The 23,943-nt window shown below is 65.6% G+C and carries 22 protein-coding genes; 10 read left to right on the top strand and 12 right to left on the bottom strand.

The window, feature by feature from the left end:
* Window positions 1-158: 158 nt before the first annotated feature.
* Window positions 159-944: an SGNH/GDSL hydrolase family protein gene (locus tag IPP90_22335; protein MBL0173375.1), complete on the top strand. Its 786-nt coding sequence runs from the start codon at window positions 159-161 to the stop codon at window positions 942-944.
* The gene (locus IPP90_22330) at window positions 941-2,386 is read left to right on the top strand and encodes a hypothetical protein (protein ID MBL0173374.1); all 1,446 of its coding nucleotides are present in this window, start codon (window positions 941-943) and stop codon (window positions 2,384-2,386) included. Before IPP90_22335 ends, IPP90_22330 begins: the two co-directional genes overlap by 4 nt.
* Here the strand turns inward: IPP90_22330 and IPP90_22325 are convergent.
* Together IPP90_22325 and IPP90_22320 are read right to left on the bottom strand one after the other, a co-directional pair.
* Window positions 2,293-3,369 carry a histidine kinase gene (locus tag IPP90_22325; GenBank protein MBL0173373.1) on the bottom strand — a complete coding sequence of 359 codons (1,077 nt, stop codon included), beginning with the start codon at window positions 3,367-3,369 and terminating at the stop codon, window positions 2,293-2,295. The two genes, IPP90_22330 and IPP90_22325, sit on opposite strands and share 94 nt — an antisense overlap.
* A 6-nt stretch (window positions 3,370-3,375) precedes the next feature.
* Complete coding sequence (locus IPP90_22320; GenBank protein MBL0173372.1) at window positions 3,376-4,176, bottom strand: response regulator transcription factor; 801 nt, start codon at window positions 4,174-4,176, stop codon at window positions 3,376-3,378.
* 407 nt (window positions 4,177-4,583) lie between these two features.
* On the opposite strand from IPP90_22320, the gene IPP90_22315 reads away from it, so the two are divergent.
* Window positions 4,584-5,174 (top strand): TonB family protein, encoded by a 591-nt coding sequence (locus IPP90_22315; protein MBL0173371.1) that lies wholly within the window; start codon window positions 4,584-4,586, stop codon window positions 5,172-5,174.
* On the opposite strand, the gene IPP90_22310 is transcribed toward IPP90_22315, so the two are convergent.
* The 3 genes from IPP90_22310 to IPP90_22300 form a co-directional block, all read right to left on the bottom strand.
* Window positions 5,125-5,538: an NUDIX domain-containing protein gene (locus tag IPP90_22310; protein ID MBL0173370.1), complete on the bottom strand. Its 414-nt coding sequence runs from the start codon at window positions 5,536-5,538 to the stop codon at window positions 5,125-5,127. The genes IPP90_22315 and IPP90_22310 overlap by 50 nt on opposite strands.
* 414 nt (window positions 5,539-5,952) lie before the next feature.
* Window positions 5,953-6,516: an FKBP-type peptidyl-prolyl cis-trans isomerase gene (locus tag IPP90_22305; GenBank protein ID MBL0173369.1), complete on the bottom strand. Its 564-nt coding sequence runs from the start codon at window positions 6,514-6,516 to the stop codon at window positions 5,953-5,955.
* The gene (locus IPP90_22300; GenBank protein ID MBL0173368.1) at window positions 6,516-7,367 is read right to left on the bottom strand and encodes an NAD(P)-dependent oxidoreductase; all 852 of its coding nucleotides are present in this window, start codon (window positions 7,365-7,367) and stop codon (window positions 6,516-6,518) included. The genes IPP90_22305 and IPP90_22300 overlap by 1 nt, the downstream gene beginning before the upstream one ends.
* 95 nt (window positions 7,368-7,462) lie before the next feature.
* Here IPP90_22300 and msrB point away from each other — a divergent pair, with 95 nt between their 5' ends.
* Window positions 7,463-7,918 carry a peptide-methionine (R)-S-oxide reductase MsrB gene (gene msrB, locus IPP90_22295; GenBank protein MBL0173367.1) on the top strand — a complete coding sequence of 152 codons (456 nt, stop codon included), beginning with the start codon at window positions 7,463-7,465 and terminating at the stop codon, window positions 7,916-7,918.
* Complete coding sequence (gene msrA / locus IPP90_22290) at window positions 7,918-8,433, top strand: peptide-methionine (S)-S-oxide reductase MsrA (GenBank protein ID MBL0173366.1); 516 nt, start codon at window positions 7,918-7,920, stop codon at window positions 8,431-8,433. The genes msrB and msrA overlap by 1 nt, the downstream gene beginning before the upstream one ends.
* Window positions 8,434-8,481: 48 nt before the next feature.
* Here the strand turns inward: msrA and IPP90_22285 are convergent, their stop codons facing one another.
* Both IPP90_22285 and IPP90_22280 read right to left on the bottom strand, forming a co-directional pair.
* Window positions 8,482-9,663 carry a toll/interleukin-1 receptor domain-containing protein gene (locus IPP90_22285; GenBank protein MBL0173365.1) on the bottom strand — a complete coding sequence of 394 codons (1,182 nt, stop codon included), beginning with the start codon at window positions 9,661-9,663 and terminating at the stop codon, window positions 8,482-8,484.
* A gap of 33 nt (window positions 9,664-9,696) precedes the next feature.
* A complete protein-coding gene (locus IPP90_22280) occupies window positions 9,697-11,619 on the bottom strand; it encodes a hypothetical protein (protein MBL0173364.1) in 1,923 nt (640 codons plus the stop codon).
* A gap of 90 nt (window positions 11,620-11,709) precedes the next feature.
* On the opposite strand from IPP90_22280, the gene IPP90_22275 reads away from it, so the two are divergent.
* The 3 genes from IPP90_22275 to IPP90_22265 are packed head-to-tail and all read left to right on the top strand — an operon-like array spanning window position 11,710 to window position 14,164.
* The gene (locus IPP90_22275; GenBank protein MBL0173363.1) at window positions 11,710-12,558 is read left to right on the top strand and encodes a sel1 repeat family protein; all 849 of its coding nucleotides are present in this window, start codon (window positions 11,710-11,712) and stop codon (window positions 12,556-12,558) included.
* An 11-nt stretch (window positions 12,559-12,569) separates the two neighbouring features.
* Window positions 12,570-13,400, top strand: a complete 831-nt coding sequence (locus IPP90_22270; protein ID MBL0173362.1) for a hypothetical protein — start codon at window positions 12,570-12,572, stop codon at window positions 13,398-13,400.
* The gene (locus IPP90_22265; protein MBL0173361.1) at window positions 13,397-14,164 is read left to right on the top strand and encodes a hypothetical protein; all 768 of its coding nucleotides are present in this window, start codon (window positions 13,397-13,399) and stop codon (window positions 14,162-14,164) included. Before IPP90_22270 ends, IPP90_22265 begins: the two co-directional genes overlap by 4 nt.
* A gap of 796 nt (window positions 14,165-14,960) precedes the next feature.
* On the opposite strand, the gene IPP90_22260 is transcribed toward IPP90_22265, so the two are convergent.
* Window positions 14,961-16,271: an FHA domain-containing protein gene (locus tag IPP90_22260; GenBank protein ID MBL0173360.1), complete on the bottom strand. Its 1,311-nt coding sequence runs from the start codon at window positions 16,269-16,271 to the stop codon at window positions 14,961-14,963.
* Window positions 16,268-16,987, bottom strand: coding sequence for a hypothetical protein (locus IPP90_22255; protein MBL0173359.1), 720 nt, complete (start codon window positions 16,985-16,987; stop codon window positions 16,268-16,270). Before IPP90_22255 ends, IPP90_22260 begins: the two co-directional genes overlap by 4 nt.
* Window positions 16,988-17,123: 136 nt before the next feature.
* Here IPP90_22255 and IPP90_22250 point away from each other — a divergent pair, with 136 nt between their 5' ends.
* Together IPP90_22250 and IPP90_22245 are read left to right on the top strand one after the other, a co-directional pair.
* The gene (locus tag IPP90_22250; protein ID MBL0173358.1) at window positions 17,124-18,860 is read left to right on the top strand and encodes an HDOD domain-containing protein; all 1,737 of its coding nucleotides are present in this window, start codon (window positions 17,124-17,126) and stop codon (window positions 18,858-18,860) included.
* A gap of 40 nt (window positions 18,861-18,900) precedes the next feature.
* Complete coding sequence (locus IPP90_22245; GenBank protein ID MBL0173357.1) at window positions 18,901-20,508, top strand: amidohydrolase family protein; 1,608 nt, start codon at window positions 18,901-18,903, stop codon at window positions 20,506-20,508.
* Between the two features lie 46 nt (window positions 20,509-20,554).
* Here IPP90_22245 and tkt read toward each other — a convergent pair whose 3' ends face one another.
* The 3 genes from tkt to IPP90_22230 all read right to left on the bottom strand — a co-directional run bounded on the left by tkt (window position 20,555) and on the right by IPP90_22230 (window position 23,938).
* Window positions 20,555-22,498: a transketolase gene (tkt, locus tag IPP90_22240; GenBank protein ID MBL0173356.1), complete on the bottom strand. Its 1,944-nt coding sequence runs from the start codon at window positions 22,496-22,498 to the stop codon at window positions 20,555-20,557.
* A gap of 155 nt (window positions 22,499-22,653) precedes the next feature.
* Complete coding sequence (locus IPP90_22235; GenBank protein MBL0173355.1) at window positions 22,654-23,205, bottom strand: DinB family protein; 552 nt, start codon at window positions 23,203-23,205, stop codon at window positions 22,654-22,656.
* 31 nt (window positions 23,206-23,236) lie between these two features.
* On the bottom strand, window positions 23,237-23,938 hold the full coding sequence (locus tag IPP90_22230) for a PorT family protein (protein MBL0173354.1): 702 nt from the start codon (window positions 23,936-23,938) through the stop codon (window positions 23,237-23,239).
* Window positions 23,939-23,943: the final 5 nt, after the last annotated feature.

The following is a 23,943-nucleotide window of genomic DNA, read 5'->3' as shown; positions in this document are numbered from 1 at the left end:
AAGGACGACAATCGTCGAAGAAGCAACGCTATGGGATGTCCCCGCGTTGGAACACCCCCAGGCACCGTTGACCACCGACGGCTCACGGCAGGGCCGCCGGTGCGCACGTCCCGTCCGTTCGTGAGCGCGTGCCGAGTCGTGTGGACCTATTCTGCAGTATGCGCACAAATCGCCGATCGTTCACCAGGATGGTAGTCGGACTGGCAGGAATATTGGCCGTGGCCAACGGATGTCACGGCCAGTCCCCCGCCGCGCCGGGCATCGCCACCGGCGGCACCCGCGTGCTGTTCATCGGCAATTCCCTCACCTATAGCAACAACCTGCCGGGCATGTACATCGCGCTGGCACGACTGGCGGGCAACGACAGTGTGCAGGCCGCCGTGGTGGCGTTTCCCGATTTCGCGCTGGAAGACCACTGGGCCGAAGGCACGGCCCGTCGTTCGCTGAGTCAACACAAGTGGGAGTACGTGGTCATGCAGCAAGGATCGTCGGCGCTGGCGGCGAGCCAGGTGAACCTGCGAACGTGGGCCACGCAGTTTGCCGCACCAATCCGGGCCGCCGGCGCGGTGCCGGTGATGTTCATGGTGTGGCCGACCGCAGACGTCCTGGGCAATTTTCCGTCGGTGCTCAAGTCGTATCGCGATGCCGCGTCGGCGATTGACGGAATCTTCGCGCCAGCGGGCGACGCCTGGACCGCGCACGGCGACCTGGCCGCACTGTACAGTGGCGACGGACTGCATCCGAGTATTCGCGGCACCTATACCGCCGCCCTGGTACTGCTCGAGCGCACGATCGGCATTCGACCAAGTCAGCTACCGGCCACCATTCCCGGCACCACTGTGGGGGAGGCCGACGTGCGGGCGTTGCAGCAGGCCGCGCAAGTAGCGCTCGATCGGAATCCCGCCCGACCAGGCGCGGTGGTGCCCGGCGACAAGACCCCGTGAGCGTTGCACGCGCCAGGAACGCCCGTCGGCATGTTGGCGTGGCGTTCGCCCTGGTTGTCGCGACCGGCTGCAGCGCAACGGCGCCGCGCACGGCGATGGCGCAGTCGGCGCGGGCCATCGTCGACTCGGCGTCACAGGCGCGCGCATCGTTCCGTGCCGCCGCGCAGGCAGCAACCCTGGGTGAAACACTCCCGTTGCTGCTGCGCGCCTCACGCGCCTGGCCGACGCAACCGGCCTATTGGACCGCCGCGGCGCGCATCGCGGCCCGCGTGTCGGACACGGCCGCGGTACGTGAGGCCGTTGAAGCGCTGGCGGATTTGCACGGGGGGGCGTCATTGCTGGCCGACTCGGCCGTGCAGCGGCTGACTCGCGAATCGCACCTTGGCGGTGCGGTGGATCGCTTACGACGCAATACGGCACCGCTGGCCGCGGGGCGGGTGGTGGCAACGCTGCGTGACAGTGCCGTCTTCGCCGAGGGCATTGACGCGAACCCGCGCACCGATGCGCTGTACGTGGCAAGCGTGCGGTACCGTACCATCTACGAAATCGGCGCGGATGGTCGCGTGCGCGATCTTCAGCTGTCGCGTGCCGCGCGTATTGGCGCGGTCCTCGGCGTTCGCGTGTCCCCCGACGGTCGGTCGCTCTATGCCACGACGGCGGGGCTTCCGATGATGCAGGAGTACACGGCCGCCGATTCGTCGCTGGCCGCGATTGTGCGAGTTCGCATCGCCGACGGGGCGATTGAGGCGCGTTGGGATGTCGCCGTGGATCAGTCACGGCATCTGCTTGGGGACTTGGCCATCGCCGCCGATGGCACCGTGTACGCCAGTGACTCGTATGCCCCGGTGCTCTATCGGTTGCGTGTCGGCGCCACGGCACTGGAGTCGATTCGTCACCCGCTGTTTCGCTCGCTCCAGGGGATTGCGGTTGTGCCGGGCGGTGCGCGCCTGGTGGTGGCCGACTACTCCCACGGATTGTTGTGCGTGGACCTGTCGACCAATTCCGTGACCCGCATTCTGGATGCACCCGGTTCGACGTCACTTGGCATCGACGGCATCGTGTGGCACAACGATGGCGTCATTGCGGTGCAAAATGGCATTGAGCCGGCACGCGTTGCCCGCTTCGTGCTTGACCGCACCCAAACGCACATCGTGCGCGTGGACGAACTGGACCGACAGCCAGCACTCGCCGATGAACCGACGATCGGCACACTCTGGCGCGGTGGGTTCGCGTATGTGGCGAACAGTCAGTGGGAAAAGTACGATGACCATCAGCGCCGTCCCGGCACCGTGTTGCAGCCGACGCTGATCGTCTGCGTGCCGTTGGCGTTGTCGACCGCGCGAACCGGTCAGGTCGCGACTGGTCGGAAGGGGATCCGCAACACGGCTTCGGCACCGCCCTCTTCGCGCACCTGCAGGGTGAGCGACGCGGCGTCTCCATAAAGCCGTTCGAGTCGGGCGCGCAGATTGGCAAGGCCCACGCCCGCCCCGTTCGAGGCGCGCGTCGGCATGTGCGGTCCCGGTCCGTTGTCGCACACGCGCAGCACAACATCGCCCGCATCACGTCCGGCGCTGATAACCAGCGTTCCCGCCCCTGACCGTTGGGCGATCCCGTGCACCAGCGCGTTCTCCACCAGCGGCTGGAGGGCAAATGCCGGCACGACCGTCTCGATATCATCGGCGAGATCCCAGCGCACGGAAAGCCGGTCGGCGAATCGCACCTGCTCGATGTCGAGATAGCGGCGTGTCAATTCGAGCTCCTGCGACAGCGGGACTTCCTGGGCATCACCCGATCGCAAGGTGGCACGGAGCAGGTCGGCCAGACGCACCACCGTCCGTTGGGCCAGCGCCGGGTCGCGGCCAATCAGCGTGACAACCGAGTTCAACGCATTGAACAGGAAATGCGGATTGAGCTGCGCCTGCAGCGCGCGCAGTTGCGCCTGCGCGAGATCCTCGCCCATGCGCGCCGCCACCACGCGCTGCGCCTGCCAGTTGGCATACCACCGAAACGCGATCTGCGCCCCGACGATGGCGCAGAACAGCACGACGAAGACGTCGCCGTACGAACGCACGCCGATGACGATCGTGCTCTCCAGTCCGCGACGTTGCGTCAGGCCGAAGGCAATGGACAGTTCCGCCTGCAGCAGGATCTGCACCACCACGACAGCGAGGCCAAGGGGCGCGTGAACGGCGAAGGCGCGCATCAGATGCGGGCGTTCGAACGGCGCCCGATCGCCGACCGTCCAGATGAGCATCGACCAGAGGCTCCACATGCCCCACATGCCCAGCTGCGAGACCAATAACGCGCCCAGCGACAAGCCGGGGTTGAGACGCGATGGTACCAACTGAAATCCGAGTGTGCCCACCAGCGCCGGTACAATCCAGAATCCCAGCAGGAACAGCCGAAAGCGTCGCTCCGGACTCACGAGGCGCTACACCTCGCCCGCCAGACGACGCGCCACGACCGCGCGATAGTTGCGACTGACCCGCAATTTCGTGCCGTCGCGCAGGATCATGATCTGATCACCGCCAAACCACGGCTGCAACTCTTTCATGGCGCGAATTTCCACGATGGTGCGACGATGAATGCGCATGAAGCGATGCGGATCGAGTCGCGACTCGATACTGCTGAGTGTCTCGCGCAACTGATACCGATCGCGCCCGACGTGCAGGATGACGTAGTTGCCATCCGACTCGATGTACTGCACGTCGGCCAGCATCACCACCATGGTGCGCTGATCCTGCTTCACCACCAGGCGGTCGGTCCACGCGGCCGTCGGACCGGCGGCTGGCGCTTGCAGCGTGGCTGCCACCCCACTGGTCGAGAGCAAGCTACTGAGGACGCGCGCCTGCGCGACCAGCTCCCCGGTGCTGTGTCGCGTGGTCACACGCTGCCAGGCGGCCGCAAAGCGCTCATCGTCGAACGGCTTGAGCAGATAGTCCACCGCCGCGACCTCGAAGGCACGAATGGCAAATTCATCGTGCGCGGTGACGAAGATTGTCGGCGGCATCCGTTCGGCGCCGATCGTTGCCACCACTTCAAATCCGCTGCGAGCGGGCATCTGGATGTCGAGCAGTACCACATCCGGCGCCCAGCCCTGAATCAATTCCACGGCCGTATCGCCGTTGCCCGCTTCCTTCAAGGTCGCAGACGGCGCAAGTGCGCGTGCAAGGTCGGCAATGCGTTCGCGGGCCAGTGGCTCGTCGTCAACGATAAGGACACGCTCAATCATGTGACTACGGCACGGTTGATCGGGGGGGGAGGACACTGGTTCAAGCCGGAAGCTGCAGCACCACCGGTGGCTGACGGAAGGACATCGGGGTGATCCGTGCGAAACGGGTGGTGAACGGCCCTTGCCCGTGGATCGGGGCGCCCTGATGTTGCAGTGATCCCGGGCTCGTTCGGTCCCGAGGTCTGGACGCTCCACCCGTCCCGTCTTTCGCGCGCTTCAGCACGAAAGCGGTTCGAGGGAGGCGTTGGCAACACACTTATGCGCATGCCACTCGCGCCCGTCATCCGTCGTGTCCCGGTCACCCTGCTGGAATCAGGGCGCGTCCTGTCGCCAACCCATCACCTGGCCTACGGCGTGAGTATCGTGGCGCAGGTGGCCATCGTGTGCGGCCGTGGTGCAACTCTCGCGTGGTGCTGCCCAACGAGGCACCCCTCTCGGACAAGCCGACGTTCCTGGCCCCGCTCGTTCAAGCGCGACCACACCCGGTGCAGGAGCAATTGAGCTATGCCGCGCTGGGCGGTACACCAGTGCCGGATCAGTTGCCGAAGGCAGGTGCGCCGCCGGCTGCCGCGGTGAAGGAACTGGCCATCGCCGACGTTGTCGGAGGCGGCGACAACAAGGTGCCATCGGAGGCCCACGTGGCCGAGGCGCTGCCGGTATTCTCGGAAATCGAAGTCGACTCGGCCGCGGCGCGCGATCCCGACAGCGAAGGACCGGTCTATCCTCCGACGCTGATGGCCAAGGGCATTGAGGGGTCGGTGCTGGCCACCTTCGTGGTCGACACCAGTGGACGACCGGATGTGGACACATACATCGCGCTGGAGTCCACCAATCCGCTGTTCTCGCTGGCGGTGCGTGATGCGTTGCCGCGCATGAAGTTCCGTCCTGCCAAGCGCAACAACGAGCCGGTGCGCCAGCAGGTGGAATTGCGTTTTTCATTCCGCGTGGTCAAGCCACCGGTCGTTGTCCCGAAGCGACCAGCGATGCCAGCGGACTGAACAACGGTGAGGGCAGGTCGGTCCATGGGAACCAGCGCCATTGCGCGCACTTGTCGGGTTCGCAGAGCTGTGGCTCGCCATCAAGACGGTCCGCGACAAGGAACAGCGTCACATAACGCCGGCCGATCTCCGGGAACGCATCGACACTCCACGGACCCGCGTGCCAGTCACCCAACAGGAGACCCGTTTCCTCGCGCAATTCCCGAGCGGCGCAGGCGGCGATATCCTCTCCGTCCTCGAGATGGCCGCCGGGCGGCGCCCACGTTCCCGCCCCGTGGCTGCCAAGGCGTTCGCCCAGTAGCACGCACCCGTCCCGCACGACCAGGATGCCGACGCCGATGCGGGTTTCAAGCGGCGTATTCATATTCACGCGACCGATACCGCGAGGTTGACATGGCGAAGAGTTGGCAGGAAAAGTACGACAGCGGACACCCGCCTTGCGAAGGGTTGTCGTCTCTTCAGGGGGGGGGCGGGCCCCCCCCCCCCCCCCCCCCCCCCCCCCGGGGGGGGCGGGGCCGCCCCCCGCCCCCCCCGCCCCCCCCCCGCCCCCCGGGGGCCCGCCCCCCCCCCCCCCCCCCGCCCCCCCCCGGGCCCCCCCCCCCCCGGGGGTCCCCGCCCCCCCCCCGCCCGGCCCCCGCCGGCCGGGCCCGCCCGGGGGCCCCGGGCCCCCCGCCCCCCGCGGGTCCCGGCGGGCGGCGCCCCCCCCCGCCCCCGCGCCGCGGCACCCCCCCCCGGGGCCCGGTTTCATTCGGGAGCAACGGGCACACGAAGCGGCGGATTAACGCTGGCGATTGACGGACGTCCAGGCCGGGCAGGTGCGGGCGGTTTCGGCGCGTGGCGCGTTGCTGGACGTCGGGAGCGGTGCCGCTACCGCCATGAGTTCGATATCGAACACGAGATCGGTGCGCGGCGGGATGGCTGGTGGTCGACCACTGGCACCATACGCCAGGCGATACGGTACGAACAGGCGACGGGTACCGCCCACCTGCATGGCCGGTAGTCCTTTCTCCCAACCCGGCATCACGCTCCCTGTACCCAACTCGAACACGATTGGCGATGGTGTTTGTCCGTTGGGCAGCGGTGTGCGCGACGATTCAAACAGGCGACCGTCGGCCAGCGTGCCGACATAGTGCACATACAGACACTGCCGTGTGGTGGCGCGCGCCCCGGTGCCGATGCGCGTGTCAACGAGGCCAAGGTTGGCCTCCGTCGCAGACGATGTGGACGGCGGTGTCGCCGGCGCCGATGCACACGCCGCGGTCAAGGCCACGGAGACGCCGCCGACCGCCGTCGCGATAGTTCGACGCACTGGTCGGCGCGCGCGCACTGTGGATGACACCATCATTTTCCGATCGCCGCCTTGCCCAACACCGACAGGTCGTCGCTGCCATGACCGTCGGCAATGAGACTGTCCATACGCGCCGCAATGCCGGGGAGTGTGGCGAGTGGCAATGCCCCGGCCGTTTCCATCATCAAGCGCACATCCTTGCGGGCCATGGCCAGCTCGAAGCTGGCCGCATAGTTGCCCGCCGCCATGTTGCGTCCGCGTCCGGCGATGGTGGTGAACGGATTGACGAAGTCCAGCACGTTCAGTGAGTCCAGTGGCGGCACGTCCGCGCTGGCCGCGATGGAGAAGACATCGGCCACCAACGCGCTGACCCCAATGATGAACGCGTTGCCAAACAGCTTGTACGCGGCGGCCAGGTCGGGGCGCTCACCGAAGTAGTGCACCTTGGTGGCCATGCGTTCCAATGCCGGCTTCACGGCCTCGAACAGTTCGGCGGGACCCGCAGCGAGAATGGACCCTTCACCCTTTCGCGCCGCCGCCGGGCCGATGAACACGGGGCAGTGCAGGTAATGCACACCGGCCGCATTCAGTCGCCGCGCGCGCTCGGCCGTGAGCACCGGTTGTGTGGTGGTGTGGTCAACGATGATGGCGTCGGACGACAGCCCAGGCCGGAGCGCCGCAATCACCGCTTCGACGACGGCATCATCCTTCAGGACCAAGTGCACGCGATTCGCACCAGCAACCGCGTTGGCCGGGGAATCGGCGACCGACACCCCAAAGCGTGTCAGTGCCTGCGCCTTGCTGGCGGTTCGGTTCCAGACCGTGATGGAGTCGCCGCGCGCCGAAGCGGCTTCAATGAAGGCCGAGCCCAGCAGGCCTGTTCCGAGGAATGCGATGGAGGTCATGGGGAGTAAGATGCAGGGATGGAACCCACACGGGTATAAGGGGATTACTGATTAGCGGTGAAGATCACGACCGTCACCTGGACCACTCGACTGCCATGTCCGACTACACCAAGCCTTCGCCTGACGAACTCGCGCGTACCCTGACGCCCGAGCAATACGCCGTAACCCAGCAGTGCGGCACCGAACCGCCTTTTCGAAACGCCTATTGGGACAACCATGCGGCTGGATTGTACGTGGACGTGGTGACCGGCGAGCCGCTCTTCGCCTCAACCGACAAGTTCGATTCCGGCAGCGGGTGGCCCAGCTTCACGCGGCCGGTGGCACCGAACGTCGAGGAGAAAGTGGACGTATCGCATGGCATGCGGCGGGTGGAAGTCCGCTCGCGCCACGGCGATTCGCATCTGGGTCACGTGTTTCCGGACGGCCCGCGCGCGGAAGGCGGACTGCGCTACTGCATCAACTCCGCATCGCTACGCTTCATTCCGGTGGCCGAGCTGGAGCCGGCCGGATATGGGGAGTTCAAGGCGATCTTCAGTGAGAACGCCAAGTGATGACGTCTCCTGATGCCGGGACGCCGGCCACGGAGGTGGCGCTGCTGGCCGGCGGCTGTTTCTGGGGTGTCGAGGAGATTCTGCGGGCGGTGCCCGGCGTGGTGGCAACGGAAGTCGGATACACGGGTGGCTGGTTACCCAATCCCACGTACCACGACACGCACGACAGCAAGTCCGGTCATGCGGAAGCGGTGCGCATCACGTTCGATCCGTCGGTGCTGTCGTATGAGTCGTTGCTGGAAGACTGGTTCTTCAAGCTGCACGATCCCACCACGAAGAATCGTCAGGGCAACGATACGGGAACGCAGTATCGTTCGGCCATCTTTTATGCGTCACCGGAGCAGCAGGCCACCGCGGAGCGCGTGAAGGCGCGCGTGGACGCATCGGGAAAGTGGCCGCGCCCGATTACCACGGAAATCGCGGAAGCGTCGACGTGGTATCGCGGCGAAGAGTACCATCAGGACTATCTGCAGAAGAATCCTGGCGGGTATACCTGTCACTGGATGCGCGAGTAACTCGCGGCAGCGCGTCCTGCAGCCGATGCCGACGTCGCCGGCGCGCGTTCATTGGCCGGTGCGACAGTCTACGCGTGTCCCGCTCTGCGGCTCGTAGCACAATCGTCCCTCCCGACCCGCCTGCTGTCGATCGCGCGGCCAGATGGTCCACCGCGGCGCGGTTGTGCCATTTTGCAATTGGACCTGTTCGAGTCGGGCCCGATCGAGATCACTGGTGATCCCCTCGGCGCGCATGGCCGCCAGAATCCGGTCCAGCTCGACAATCTCCAGTGACAACGCCGGCGTTCGGCTCGATCCGCCATTCTGCCGATAGGTCCACGCCGAGTCGGGTGCCTCGCGCGACGCATCGAGGCTGGCGACGCGGCTTGCTGAGTACAGGCGAATTCGCAAGGGACATGCGCCGTCGCGTCCGGAGGAGCAGTTGAGGTCAATGGACGTCACCACCGCGTCGGTCACCCACTCACGGCGCGCGCGGGCAAGCTCTCCAGCAACCGAGCTGATCACGTTGGGAGGGACGACGCGAGGTGGTGGTGCCGAAGGCATCGGCGTGTCGCCGCGTCGAGACCGATCACGCGTCGCCTGATTGCCCGACGAACCATCACGGGGCAGCACCCCTGCGGTTCGATTGCCCGGGGTCTTCGCGTCGTCGGCGAATCGTTCGGCGAGTGTCCGCACGGTCCACACGGCACCTGCTGCCAGCAGCGCCACCAGACCGAGCGCGCCGGCCGCGCGCAGCGCCGCCCGTTTGAAACGCCCCGCAACCGGAACCGAGTGCTTGACGGCGTCGAACAGGGCATCCACGTCGTGACGCCAACGCATGTCACTCACTTCAAACGCCTGGCGTCGGGTGAGTGCGCGGAGCGGTGCCGGCAACCACGAGTCCGTTGGCATCTTGGCGCCTTCGCAGAGCACTGGGATGACCCGGGCCCGCGAATCGGCCAGCGCGGTCGCCACTTCGAGGTGAACAAAGTCATTGGGGTCGTCGATGCGTCGCGTGCCATCATCATTGATACCGGCCCAACGCGGACCCATGGCCACCAGCACTACCACGGACTCGGCGAGTCCTTGCCGCAGCACGTTGACGAAATCGTCCCCGGGGGCAATACCGCCCACGTCCATGAACACGCGGTGAGCGCCAAAGACGCGCACGAGCTCGTCGTGCAGTCGTCCGACGTGACCTGCCGTGTCACCGCGCCGGTAGCTCAGGAAGATCTTCTTGCGACGAGGCATGTCGTTACGCGGGGAGACGCGGGAAGCAACGGATCATCCTGGTGGATTCACGGGTCGCGCCAGATAGTCGACTCGCCATCCCGCCAGATCTTCGCCCATGACATCGGCCACCGACAGCGCCAGCTCGCCCAGTGCGTTGCTGGCCAGGGGCAGCGTGAGGTCGAGTTCGGCCAGTCGCTGCGCAAAGCGTTCCAGTTGCTGGGCACTGGCTTCGGTGCGGATGCCGATTTCCTGATATCCCGCCTGGCTGGCGAAGCCGTGCAGTGCCGCGCCGAACGCGGGGCCGAGAATACCGATCCCCGTCAGCGCGACCACCACAGCGGGTTCCAGATGCAGCAGGTGCAAGTGCTCAAGGACATGCCCCAACGCCGCGCCCAGCGCCAGCAGCAGCGGAATCCATGGCATCAGGTGCAATCGATGTTCGGCGCGATGGGCGACCTCGTGTGCCGAGCGGTTGTACTCAAGTTGTGCTGCCACAAGATCGTGAGTGATTTGGTTGGCCAGTGCGCCAACGGTAGCGGCGTCGAGATGCACAGGCGCAAGTCCCGCTTCGCGCGCCAACGCGCGATACCACCAGTTCACCCAGGCCGGTCGTGGATCGGTGAGGATGGCGTGCGTGGGAACGCGGATGACCGGCGAACTGCGCCCCAGCGGCCAGAGAAATCCGAGATGCCGGATGCGTTCGGCCAGCAGCCGATAGTCCAACCACTTTTCATGAAAGCGGAGGCTTCGACTGCGCGTGAAAAACGCAGTAAGAATCGCCAGCAGAAGCAGTTCGCCCAGCGCGAAGGCCAGCTTGTACCGATCACCGACGACACTGCCGGCCCAGGCACACACGACCGCAAAAGGCGCGAAGAAGAGGATGGTGGCAAACGTCGAGCGATGTCGGGCCCCATACGCCGACGCAAAATAGTCGGCGCGGCGAAAGGCCGGATCAATCAGCATGCCGCGTCGTTCACTGACTGCGAGCGCCGTGGGGATCGCGTCCCAGGGGATCGCCACCGCATCGGGTGACTTCGGGATGGCACCGCCGCTGGCGATGTTGCCCGTACCGGCCAGCACCCATTGCACGACCCCATACACGCGCGCACCCAACTGCCGCACGATGATACCGGGCGGCGACTCATTGACGTACTCGGTGAGCGCGCGATGAATGGCAAATGACGCGCGTTGGCGAACGTGCGCCTCGTGACGAGGCCGGCCGGCGACGGCGTGCTCGCGCGCGTGATGCGAATCCGGGGCTTCGAGTAAACGGGTCACGACCTCATCAATGGCGCTCCAGATGTCTACAGCGAAGGTCTCGGCGCCAATCGCATCCAGCAGGGCCACATGACCTGGCGTCACCGAATGCACGTGAATCACCGGCAAGCCCTCAGCGCGCGCATGTTCGATGACGTGCGTGGTTCCGGCATCGCCTCGCGCGTCGCGCCCGTCCCAGACCGCAATCATCAGGTCGCAATTCCAGACCAGTCGACGGTTGGTTTCGATCAGCGTGGCCTCGTGTCGTGCCTGGCGCTCGCCCGGTTGCGGTTGGTCCGCCAGCGGCACTCCGTCGAGGATCAGCCGGGCCCGGGCACCATCCCACAGCGTGCGCGTGGGCGTGCCCGGCGCACATCGCGTGGCATGCGAGGCGAGGTCGTACGGTGCGACAATGTCGAGCGCGAAGCCGATCGCGGGTTCGCTCGCCACCATCGCAGCGAGCTCGTCCGCACCCTCGGCGAGTGCACTTACCAGCGACAGTAGCGGCGGCTCGGCCGAAAACAGCCCTGCGTGCCGGCGCTGCACGAGGTCGGCTGCGGCTCGAACACGTATGAATACCGTGCGTAGTGAGCGCTGCACGTCGTCGGCGTTGCTCCGATCGAGGCGCTCGTCCGCCGCGTGATGCGACTCGCGCCATCGGTGACCCGTGATCCCCACACGAAGACTCAGTCTTGGCCGTCCCGCGGATTCGCGCATGCGCAGAACTTGGTGACTACTTCGCGAAATCGGCAAGTCAGGGGCTATATTCGCGATCATCCTCCCAGGGATCACGCCACGTCTGCCGCAATGCCCGCACCCTCCTCGCAGCCACCGGCACCACCACCCACTCGACGCGCGCTTGACGCGCACGAGAAAGTGATCATTGGAGTCACCGTGCCGGGACTGATGGTCGTGGCGATTGCCCTACTGACACTGCCTTCGCCGGATGCCGGTGATGCACGCGTGGCGCCGATGGTGACTGCAGTCAGGGCACCGGTGGCCGCACCGGTGGTCGACTCGGCGCGCCAGGTCGACTCTGTCGTCCCGGCGTTGCCGATTGCCCCGAAGCCGACGGCCGTCACCAAGCCGGCGCTTGCAAAGGCCAAGGAGCAGGCAAAGGCACCTGCCCCAACGCCTGCTCCGTCGAAATCCGCAGCCAAGGTGCCAACTCCGCCACGGGTCGCCGACAATCCCACCCGTCGCCGCGGATCACTCTGTGAGCAGCACGTTACCGCTGGGGCATGGAACGATGCGTTTGACGCGTGCGCCAGCGAGGCGGCAAGCGGGAAGGCGCTGGCCCAGCGACAATTGGCAATGCTGTACCTCGAAGGTCGGGGAACGGGGCGCAGCGACCAGCAGGCCACGAAGTGGTTCACCGATGCGGCCAACAATGGAGACATCGAGTCGATGTTTCAATTCGCGCTCGCGCTTGAGCGCGGGCGCGGCATCAAGAAGGACCAGTCGGCCGCACTGCGTTGGTACACACGCGCCGCGGACGGTGGACACGCGGCGGCGCAATACGCACTGGGACAGGCGTACGAACGCGGACGACTCGGCGCGCGCAAAGACAAGCGTCAGGCGCTTGAGTGGTATCGCAAGGCCGCCGACCAGAATTTCGGCGACGCCGCGGACAAAGTGCGCGCCCTGACCCGCTGAACGAGCGCATGGTGTCAGTGTCGCGAGCGCTGTCCCCGAGTTTATCGGCCGCCGTCGTCACCGGATGGATCGGTGGCGCCGTGGCATGGGCCATCGCGAGCGGCTGGACCGACAGCACGACATGGCTGTCGTCGTACGACCGGATTGATCAGCTGGTCGCGTTGACCATTGGTGCGTGCAGCGGTGCGGGGGTTCTCACCATGCGGGCACGGCATCGACGCGAACCACTGATGCCCGCATTGGTCGCCGGCGCACTGATGGGCGGCGTTGGCGCACTGGTCGCGGCCAGTCTCGGCCTGGCTTTGCGCGGGAGCATGTCCCCCAGGGGATTTGTGCTTGAGCGCATGGCTACCTGGTCGCTGATGGCGGCATGCGCGGCCGCCGCGCTCTCGTGCTATTCGCGCACGCGGCATCTGGCGTCGACTGCCGAGAGCTTCGCATTGGGTGCGTTGGGTGGAGCCGTGGCCGGTGCGACGCTCAGCTTACCCGGTCCGACTGAACTGTGGTGGCCAGTGGCCATGACGTGGTGTGGTGCCGCAATCGGATTTGCCGCGGTGGGTCCGGCCCTGTGGCGCGCACCAATCGTGGTGCAGGTGCTTCCTCCGCGCGATGAGCGGCCGTCCATGTGGTCCCTGCATGAATGCGCGATTGAAGAAGGGTGGTCGAGAGGGCTTGCCGAGTCGCAGGTGGGATGTGTCGACGGCGCTGTGTACGTGTATCCACCGCCCGCAGGCGCGGTACTCAATGGCTATCCGTTGTACCGCGCCATTCCCGTCACGCGCGATGCAATCCTGGCCGTCGGTCGTCACCGGTACCGTTTGACATTGAGACGTCGCGCGTGACGTCGACGCGGTGGATACTCGGACTGATTGCGTCCATGTGGTTGGGGTGGCCAGGCCGGGACGTGAACGCGCAGGCCGCGACCACGGGCCCAGTGGTGGCCCGATTCCGGCTGGTGCGCTGCACCCCGAACCGCGACGCCGCGTGTCTGGCATCGCGGCTCGTGTTGCCGCCCGACGGTATGATTGGCGGCGCGAGCGGAACGTCCATGCCGCATTGGAGCGCGCAACTGGCCGGGGTGGGGATGATTGGCGCGGACCAGACGCGCATTTCCGGCGCAACGCAGCCAGACATCACGCCCGTGTTTGGCGTTCCGGTGCTGAAAGCGATGTCGCTGGGACGGACTTCCCTGCTTGGCACGATCTCGCTGTCTGCTGCCTCGGGTCAGACGCTGCGATTGCGCGCTGCGTGGCGTCCGCCTCTGCTGTCACTGCCCGCCTTTACCGGCACGGCGGACTCGGCGTCGTTGCCCGCGCCAATCCGAGACGCCCTTGCCGTGGGCGGCGACTCGCCACGCATACGCCCGTTGCTGTTGCTCGTATTGTCCGCGACGGGCCTGCTGTTGCTGCTGTACGTGCCCCACTTCCTGTGGGAGGAGCATCGGGATTCGGAGGAGGACCTGGCCCAACAAGTGGCGGCGGCGCGGGCGCTGCTGTCCACGCAGGAACTCGAGCAACTCCGTGGCGTTGCACCGCGCGAGGCGAAGCCGCGCACGCCGGAAGAGCCCACGCACGAGTCGGCGACGCTGCCCCGGACTCGCCCATGAGTGCGGCATCCCTGTCGCGCATAGTGGTGTGCGCCGTCGCGCTCCCGCTGTCCTACGCCGCCGCGCATGCCCAACGCACTGCAGCGAGCGACGCGCGCACGCAGGAACGGGGCACGCTGATGCGCTACTGCGATCACGTCGATTCGGTAACGGCGTCAACCATCGCCGGCATTCGCGATCGCACGGATTGCTGGAAGCGCATTCAGCTTGAGGGGATGGGCAACGCCCTCGTTGACGAGCGGTATCGCGCCGCCATCCGGGATTACGACATCGCCGTCGCCGCCGACTCGGCGCGGCGGGCGGTCGAGGCCCGCGAGGCGCAGATCGACGACCAGCTGTCGTCGATTCAGCGAGCGATGACGGCGCGCGCGTTGCCCCGCGCGGATTCGATTGTCACGATGGTCCTGGCAACGCAACCGGATAATCAGCGGGCGCTGGCGTTCAAGGAGCGGGTGATCGCCCTGCAGCGGGCACGCCAGCTGCAATTGGCCGTGTACATCGCCGCCGGCCTCGTGCTGGTGACGGCGATGACGCTGGCCGCAACGGCGCGCGTGATGGCCGTTCGACGGGCACGCGCGGCAGATCTGGAGCACCGCAAAGCCGAGCAGCGCACGGCCATGCTGCGCATCATCGACGGCGTGGGTCGGGGCAAGATGTACACGATGTCCGGCCCCATCTTCCGTATCGGGTCGGCGGAATCCGATCGCCCCGAGGAAAAGAACGATCTGGTGCTCAGCGATGAGTCCGCGTACGTCTCGCGCTATCACTGCGCGATCCTGCGCAAGGACGGCAACTACTATCTTATTGACTCCAGCCTGAATGGGACGTCGGTTGACGACGACGCGGTCGAACGCGGCGAACCTCGCCTGCTGGAGGATGGGTCCGAGTTCACCTTATCGGGTGTGACTCGACTCAAGTTCCTGCTGGTCTGACCACTTCCTGACAGGGGTGGTCGGTCGGAAATCGCTCCGATCGTCCACCGGTCTCGACGATCGGCGAAACGGTCGATGTGCAGATGCAGTCCCGTGCCGGCCCGGTCGGGCAGCCCCGCACGGACGGCCGCGTCAACCTGACGCCGCAATATGGAGTCCTGCGAGAAATCCTTCACCCGAATGCCGTACGAGCGACACTGGGTGATCACGAACGCAACCTGTTCCGCTGACATGGTCAGGCTGCGCAGATCGAGCGCGCCGCCTTCCCCGTACAGCGTGAGATGCTCGGCGTGATCCCGGCCCACCACGACAATGGATGCACCGAAACGCAACCGGAATGCGCCCGACACCAGGTCGAACGCATGCGAGAACTGATTGCGTGACAGCGCGGCGGTGCGGATCTTGTCTGCCGACATGGATGATCGCGCGCCGACGTAGGCGTCGGGAACAACGAGCCGCCGTTCCCGATACATGGCCGCAACAGAACTCTCGAGCGCCAGGATTCGGGGTCGCACCTGCGGGTGATCGCGCAAATCACTGAGTGCCAGCGTATTGATGCCGCGTGCGAACTCCTGCGCCGCGTCGTCCCGAATGCCAAGTTCAAGCAGCGAGTTGCCCCGCTCAAGATGATCATAGGCAACCACCAACAGCGAGTCGAAGCGGATGGCTTGCCGGTCGGACAGTATCGCATCCGGATCGGCGGTGGCGCGCCGGAAGTACCAGAGTGCAAAAAGCGCGACCGCGGCCAGCAGGCACGCCGCAGACACCATGCCCGCAACTCTCCACGGAAACGGACGCCTGGGCAATTCAAATCCATCCGTTGGGCGGCGCCTGCGCGGCACCTGCCGCGCGCCAGGGATCGGCAACTCCACGGTGCGGCGCTCGCCGCTGACAAACTCCCACTGGTGCGCGGAGGAAAGGGTGATAACATCGCGATCGAACAGGCGCATGGGACCGGTGAGCGCGTGGCCGTTCACCGTGACCGTCGGATCGCCATCGAGAATCAGCCACCGGTCGTCGCGACACTCCAGACGGCAGTGATGCGCCCGGACGTGCGGGTCATCGAGGCGCACGTCGGCATCGCTCGCCGTGCCGACAATGCATCGCGTGCGATCGTCGAGCCGGACGGATTCCCCTGGCGTGGGCGGTACCGGCTCGAGTCGCGCGCCCATCACGGCTTCAGGATACGCGCGGCGGTTTCCGCGAACTGTTCCATCTGCGCGGCGCGCGTACGGGCCCAGGTGGGCAGGGTGAACACCGGCCGGGCAATCAGCGCCAAACCAACCGCTCCAAACAGCGTCGGGAGCCACCACGGGTGTGTGGTGTGCAGTGGAGTGGACGACAAGGCGAGCGCGATGCCAAGCACACCGCCCATGAGCATCGTGCCCACGCCGATGCCGATCATCAACCCCGTGTCGCCCTTGCGGGTTTGCAGGCGCAGCCGATGACCAGTGGCGGTGGGTTCCAACAGCGCCTGCAGATTGCCATTGCTCCAATGACGCAGCGATCCTTCGGTCACCATTGTCCCGCGGGCCTGGAACGTCTCGCGTAGCGCCACCACCATGCGCTCCCATTCCGCGTCGGTGACGGCTCGTCCCAGTTCGATGGTGCGCGTGACACCCACCGGCAGTCCGGCATAGGTTCGCTGCTGCGTAGGGACCAGATCGCCGCGTTCGATGGACTGTGCCGCGGCGGATACGGCTGCCGTGTTCAAGCCGACTTCAGCCGCGATGTCCTGCAGCTGCTGCAGCGTCATGCCTTGCGGCACCCCCGGGCGTTGGTCGGCGCTCGTCGGCGACATCCCGTCGTCGCTCGCGGCGGGCTCGGCGGCGGCCGCCCGCTCAAGGATGTAGGCGGTTTCCTGCTCGTTGAATCGCCGTTCGGTGGACATGCGCGTGGTGACAGTGGACGCCAGGTGAGCTCAACGTGAAGGTTGCCGCACGTCGCCACAATAGTGAAGTAGCCACCCCCCACCTGCCGATACTCTCAGGGAATCCCCTTCTCCGAGGTTGACAGGCACGATGGCCGTGAACGGACAGCTCGCCACTCCAACGCGGCGTGTCGATAGCGATGCGGACCAGCAGTCGCTGGTGGACGCGCGCCTGGCGCGCATCCAGGAGGCCAGCGACTTTCCCGCACTGTCGCGACAGATCATCGACACGATCTCATTGATCGACGATGATGCCAGTTCACTGCAGCGCCTCGCCAACGTCGTGCTGCGCGAGTACAGCCTTACGTTGGGCGTGGTGCGAACTGCCAACACCGTGCACTATCGACGCACCGGTCGGCCCATTCAAAGCGCGACGCACGCGATGATGATGCTGGGCGCGCGCACGGTACGGCATCTGGCCAGCAGCCTGCTGTTGTTCGAGAACTACAGCAAACGCTCGCCAGTGCTCAAGGAGCTGATGGTGATGTCGCTGATCACGGCCAACCACGCGCGCGAGGTCTCGTCGCGTCTGCAGCGCGGTGATCCGGAAGAGGCGCACCTGTGCGGCATGTTCCGCAATCTCGGGGAAGTGCTCATCGCCTGTCACTTCCCGGATGACTATGCCCGCATTCAGGAGCGCACCGAGGGCACAGGACAGACACTGACCGGGGCCGCCCACGCGGTGCTGGGGTTTCGCTACGAAGATCTGGCCGTCGCCGTGGCCCGCCACTGGGGAATGCCGGACACGGTGGTGCAGGGCATTCGGGCGAGACCGGGTGCGGTGTCGTCGGACGCCAGCGCCATCACGGCGTTCAGCCACGATCTGACACTGGCCATCTATCGACACGATGCGACCGGCGAACACGATGCCGAACGTGCCGTCCACGCGGCGATGGAGCGCCATGCCGCGCACTTGAAAGTCTCGCGCGAGCAGGTGCGCGACGTGGTGGAAGCGGCGCTCGATGAAACGCGCGAGCTGTTCAGCAGTGCCAAGGTGCCGATGGAAGCACGGCAGCTCAAGGAACTCGCGGATGCGGCGCGCATGGCGATGGGCTTGTCGGCCACGCCAACCGGCGAGTGGGAAATCGAGACCGTGAACCACCACGACACACCGGGATCTCCGGCGCTTCGTCGTCGTTTGCGTCAGGAACTGGAGAGCAAGGTGGACCCGGGATCGGGGGCGGAGCTGGGAGAAGTCCTGTTGCTGGCATTGGAAGCCGCGCTGCGCGGCGGGCCGTTCGATCGGGTGATTGCCTGTGTACTGAACGCTGACCGCACCCGCCTTTCAGCACGATCCGGTCTGGGTACCGGGGTCGAAGCACTGATGACGCGCTTTGATTTCCCGATGACCGCACAGGGTGGACCAGTGGTGGCCATGATGCAGCAGCGCCACGCGACCTACGTGCCGGTGGACCGCGCGCCCACGTCGTCAGAGACGCGTTGGGTGCAGCAGGTGGGCGCCGCGCAGTTTGGCGTCTTCCCGATTGCCGTGGCCAGGACCATGGTGGGCTGTCTGTATGGCGATCGCGCCGATGGCGAACCGGTGCCCGACCGCGTGGCGCTGGAGTACGTGAAGTCGTTGAGTGCCGTCGTGGTGAAGGCCATTGAAGCGCGACGGCGAGCGTCGAGTGTGGCGACGCATACCGTCCCACACCCGACGCGGCCCTCGCCCGACGTTTCGAGCCCGGACGGGAAGAGCGCGCTGGTGCTGCGGCTGCTCCGCGGCGAATCCCCGGCAACGGTAGCGGCGTCGGCGAGTGTGAGTGTCGAGCAACTGGAAGCCTGGCGCGCGGCGTTTCTGGAAGGGGCCATGACGCGACTCGCTTCCGGCTGACGCTGGCCTGTCTGGTGAGCCGGCGTATGTTGTTGGCATGATGCCAACTCATCGCATTCGACGGGCGCTTGCCGGCGCACTCCTGGCTGCTGCCGTTGCGACGCCACTTGGGCTCAGCGCCCAAACCACGCTCGACGTCCTGATTACCGGTGCCACAGTGTACGACGGCACAGGGGGACCGGGCCGCATCACCGACATCGGCCTTCGCGGTGATCGCATCGTGCTGGTTGGCCGTGCACCAGCTGGCACGAAGGCCACCACGCGCATCGATGCGACCGGGCTGATCGTGTCACCCGGCTTCATCGATCCGCACACGCACACCTACGAAGGCCTGCCTCGACTGAATGCCGAGCGTCGCCAGAATGCGTCGTCGCTGATGCAGGGCATTACCACAGTGGTATTGGGTGCCGACGGGCGTGGCCCGATCGACGTCGCGCGCATCCTTGGCGAATCGGAACGCGCCGGACTTGGCACCAACAGCTACGCACTGACCGGCTTTGGCACCGTGCGCAGTCGGGTCATGGGTGCGTCATCGGCACCGGCCAACAAGAGGCAAATCGACTCCATGCGCACACTCATCACCCAGGCCATGCGCGAGGGCGCGTACGGCGTGGGTTCGGGGCTGTTCTACGCGCCGCAGAGTTACGCCAACACCGAGGAAGTGATCGCCGTGGTGTCGGCAGCCAAACCGTTCGGTGGCGTATACGATACGCATCAACGCGATGAGAGTTCGTATTCCATCGGACTGCTGGCGTCGGTGCGCGAGACGCTGCGCATTGGCTGTGAGTCTGGCTTGACGGCAAACGTCGGCCACATCAAGGCGCTGGGCGTGGACGTGTGGGGCAAGGCGGACAGCGTGTTGGCCATCATGGCCGAGGCGCGGAAGCGTGGGTGCACCGTCACGGCCGATCAGTATCCGTGGACAGCCAGCGGAACAGGGCTCAGTGCCGCCCTTTTGCCGCGCTGGGTACAGGCCGGTGGTCGGGATTCCATGAACGCGCGCATCGCCGACGTGGGGCAACGTGAAACCATGTTGCTGGAAATGCGCGACAACCTGCGGCGGCGCGGCGGCGACAGCACGATTCTGCTCATCAACGGCAGCGCGGCCGCCAAGCCGTACGTGGGGAAAACGCTGAAGCAGGTGGCGGCCGAACGTGGGAAGACCGCGGTACAAACCGCCCTGGAAATGATTCGCGACGGTTTGGACATGGGCGTCGCCTCATTCAACATGACCGAGGCCGATATCGAAACGTTCATGCGTGATCCGCACGTGATGACCAGTTCCGATGGATCGGACGGACATCCGAGACTGTACGGGACGTATCCACGCAAGATCCGTCGCTACGTGCTGGACAAGCCCGTCATCACCATGCAACGCATGGTACGTGCGTCATCAGGGCAGGTGGCCGAGACCTACGGATTGACCGAGCGTGGCCTGCTGCGCGCGGGTGCCTTTGCCGATGTGATTGTTTTCGATCCGAAAACGATTCGCGACGAAGCCACCTACATGGAGCCGACCAAGCTGGCGTCGGGCATGCGGTGGGTGTTCGTGAACGGCAAAGCGGCGGTGAGCGAGGGGAAGATCACCGGCACACTGGCCGGGCGCGGGCTGCGGCGTGTGGTGAAGGCGGCGGAAAGAAACAATTGAACCGCAAAGGGCGCCAAGTTCGCGAAGGTCCTTCGCGAATTGTTCTTCAGTTCTTCAGGACACCCCGCGCCGCATCCACCACCTTCTCCGCCGTAATCCCGAACTGCTGGTACAGCACCGGTGCCGGCGCGCTGGCCCCGAAGTGCTCAATGCCGACAATCGCGCCCGTGTCGCCCACCCAGCGATACCAACTGGCCGGGTGCGCCGCTTCCACCGCCACCCGCGGAACCCCGCGTGGCAACACACTGTCGCGATAGCCCGCGTCCTGCTGCGCGAACAATTCGAAACTCGGCATGCTCACCACGCGCGCTGCCACACCGGTTGCCGCCAGCAGGTCACGCGCCGCCAGCGCGATCTCCACTTCCGAGCCAGTCGCCATCAACACCACGGCCGGTTGCGCGACATCGGCCAGCACGTACGCACCGCGCGGCACGCCGGCACGAATCGCCTCGGTTTTCCCGAGATACGACAACTTCTGCCGTGTCAGCACCAACGCTGTCGGACCCGTCTTGTGCGTCACCGCCATGCGCCACGACTCGGCCACTTCATCGGCGTCGGCCGGTCGCAACACCAGCAGGTTCGGAATGCAGCGCAGCGACGCCAGATGCTCTACCGGCTGGTGCGTGGGACCGTCTTCGCCAAGTCCGATGGAATCGTGGGTGAACACATATACCGCCTGCACACCCATCAGCGCGGCCAGGCGAATGGACGGACGCATGTAGTCGGCAAACACCAGGAATGTGCCACCATACGGAATCATGCCGCCGTGCAGCGACATGCCGTTCATGATGGCACCCATGCCATGCTCGCGAATGCCAAATTCGAAGTTGCGACCGGCCGGATGCTCGGCGGTGAAGAACGGCGCGCCTTTCACCACCGTGAGGTTCGAACCCGCCAGATCGGCTGAACCGCCTATCAACTCAGGAATAGCCGATGCAATCGCGTTGATCACCACACCGCTGGAGGCGCGACTGGCTACTGCGCCGCTCTTCGCATCAAACGTCGGAAACGCCGTCGCGGCGTCGGGGCGCAACTCGCCACGCATGCGCCGCTCGAACTCGGCCGCGAGTTCTGGATGCGTGGCCGCGTACGACATCCACAGCGTCTGCCACGATGTGTGTGACACGGCACGCAGCGCCACCTGTTCGCGCCAATGTGCCCGTGCTTCATCGGGCACGGTGAACGGCTCGGGATAGTCCCAACCATACACCGCCTTGGTGAGTGCAATCTCGTCCTTGCCCAACGGTTCGCCGTGCGCCTTGGCCGTATCCTGCCGGTTCGGCGATCCAAACCCAATGTGGGTGCGCGTGATGATCAGTGAAGGCCGCTTGGTATCCGCCTTGGCCGCGTCGATCGCGGCATCAATCGACGCGATATCGTTCACGTCGGCCACGTGCAGCACTTGCCATCCGTAGGCCTCGAAGCGCTTCGCCGCGTCGTCGCTGCACGACACGTCGGTGCTGCCGTCGATGGTAATGCGGTTGTCGTCGAAGAACCCGATCAACTTGCCCAGTCCGAAGTGACCGGCGTACGAGGCCGCTTCATGGGAGATACCCTCCATGAGGCAACCATCGCCCGCTATGAAGTACGTATAGTGGTCGACAATCGCGAATCCGTCACGATTGAACGTCGCCGCCAGATGCGCTTCGGCCACGGCAAACCCCACCGCGTTGGCGACACCCTGTCCCAACGGACCCGTGGTCGTTTCAACACCCACGGTGTGATGCACTTCCGGATGTCCGGGCGTTTTGCTGCCCCACTGCCGGAAATTGCGGATCTCACTGAGCGGCAAATCGTAGCCGGCCATATGCAGCGTGCCGTACAACAGCATGGAGGCGTGGCCCACCGACAGAATGAACCGGTCGCGATCAGCCCAGTGCGGTGCTGACGGATCGTGGCGCAAATGGCGCGCGTACAGCGCATACGTCAACGGAGCCAGCGCCATGGGTGTGCCGGGGTGCCCCGACTCAGCCGCTTGCACGGCATCCATGGACAGCGTGCGAACGGTATCAATCGCGAGACGCGTGACGGTGCGACTCGAGGACGGTGCGGCGGCAGGTGCAACGGACACAATGACTCCGGACGGAACGTTCAGGGCGCGCGCCCTGCGGAGGTGGGCGCGCGCCGTCCGGAAAATAGTGCCTTTCAGGCCTCCGCGAGGTACCGCGTGCGAACGAGGTCGAGATGATGCGCAAAGTGTCCGGCAATCATCCACACCAGGGCACGTGCGGAAACTGGATGCCCACTTGCGGTACCTATTTGCAGCACCGCAGCCTCGTCCAGCGATCGCACCAGCGCGAGCGTTGCGGCTCGCACGGTGTCGATTTCGGTCAGGATGTCCACAAGTTCTCGGCGAGCGGCTCGGGTCTCGGGAACCCATGCGTCATGGTCGAAGCCGGGAAGGGGGGTTTTGTCGGCCCGTGCAATGCGCAGCAACCGGTAGGCAAACACCCGCTCCACATCGGCCACGTGAATCAACGACTCGGCGAGCGTCCATTTATCGGGCGCGTAGCCACGATGCACGATTGCTGCGTCAACGCCGCGCGTGAGTGTGTGCAAAGTCCCGACCTGGCCTTCCAGGAGTGCCCTTACGCTGGCACGAGTGGTTCCGGTCAGGGCATTTGCCGTGGCGTCGATATACGTAAGAGCGAACGGCGCATGTTCAGCGGCCGACGGTCGGGTATCAAGTGGAGTCACGGGATCCAGTCGAAAAGGGAGATCGGGTTGTCTAGTTGCCCAAACCAAGCACGAGTGAGATGACGGAGTTCTTCGGCGACTGCTTGGTGCCAGTGGAGGACCCGTCGTCCTTGACGACTGTGGTGAATCCTCTCCCGTAGCGAAGCTGCATCAGCACGCGGCGTCCGCCCAGCCGCCCGGCGAACCCAGCCCCGATGCTTGCGCCAATGTCCGTCGTTTCGAACGGATCTCGCTTGGTGCCATTGTCGTCGAATTCCTTGCATTCCACACTGAGGCTGGAAGGCCCGCTCTTCAGTGTGGCGTCGCAACCCACACGCAGCGCCAGGGTCGGACCCGCCGTCAGAAAGGGATGCCACGGCGCCTTTCCCAAGTCGGCACGAACCAGAAGCGGCACTTCGACGTACGCCAGATCGATCGCCAGCGAGCCAACGGGCGACGACCCACCAACGTCCAGCCGCGTTCCCTTCTGCACATAGTGCACTTCCGGCTGCACTGACCACACGGTGCCGAGCGACCGATTCATATACACGCCAGCCTGGAAGCCGTAGCGATTCTTGATGGTCGAGAGGCCATTGAACAGATCGGCGGACTCCACGTCCACATTGGCGAGCTTCGCCGCCGCGCCGCCGAGGAGTACACCGAACGATGTGCGATGCGCTGCCTGCGCGGGCAAGGCACCAGCCGCCATGGTCAGTGCAACGGCTGAGCGAACCAACGTTGTTCGAATGCTCATGATCG

The organism is Gemmatimonadaceae bacterium, from assembly GCA_016720905.1.
Lineage (GTDB): Bacteria > Gemmatimonadota > Gemmatimonadetes > Gemmatimonadales > Gemmatimonadaceae > Gemmatimonas.
The sequence above is the reverse complement of the archived record's forward strand: the minus strand, read 5'-3'. Positions and strand labels throughout refer to the sequence as shown.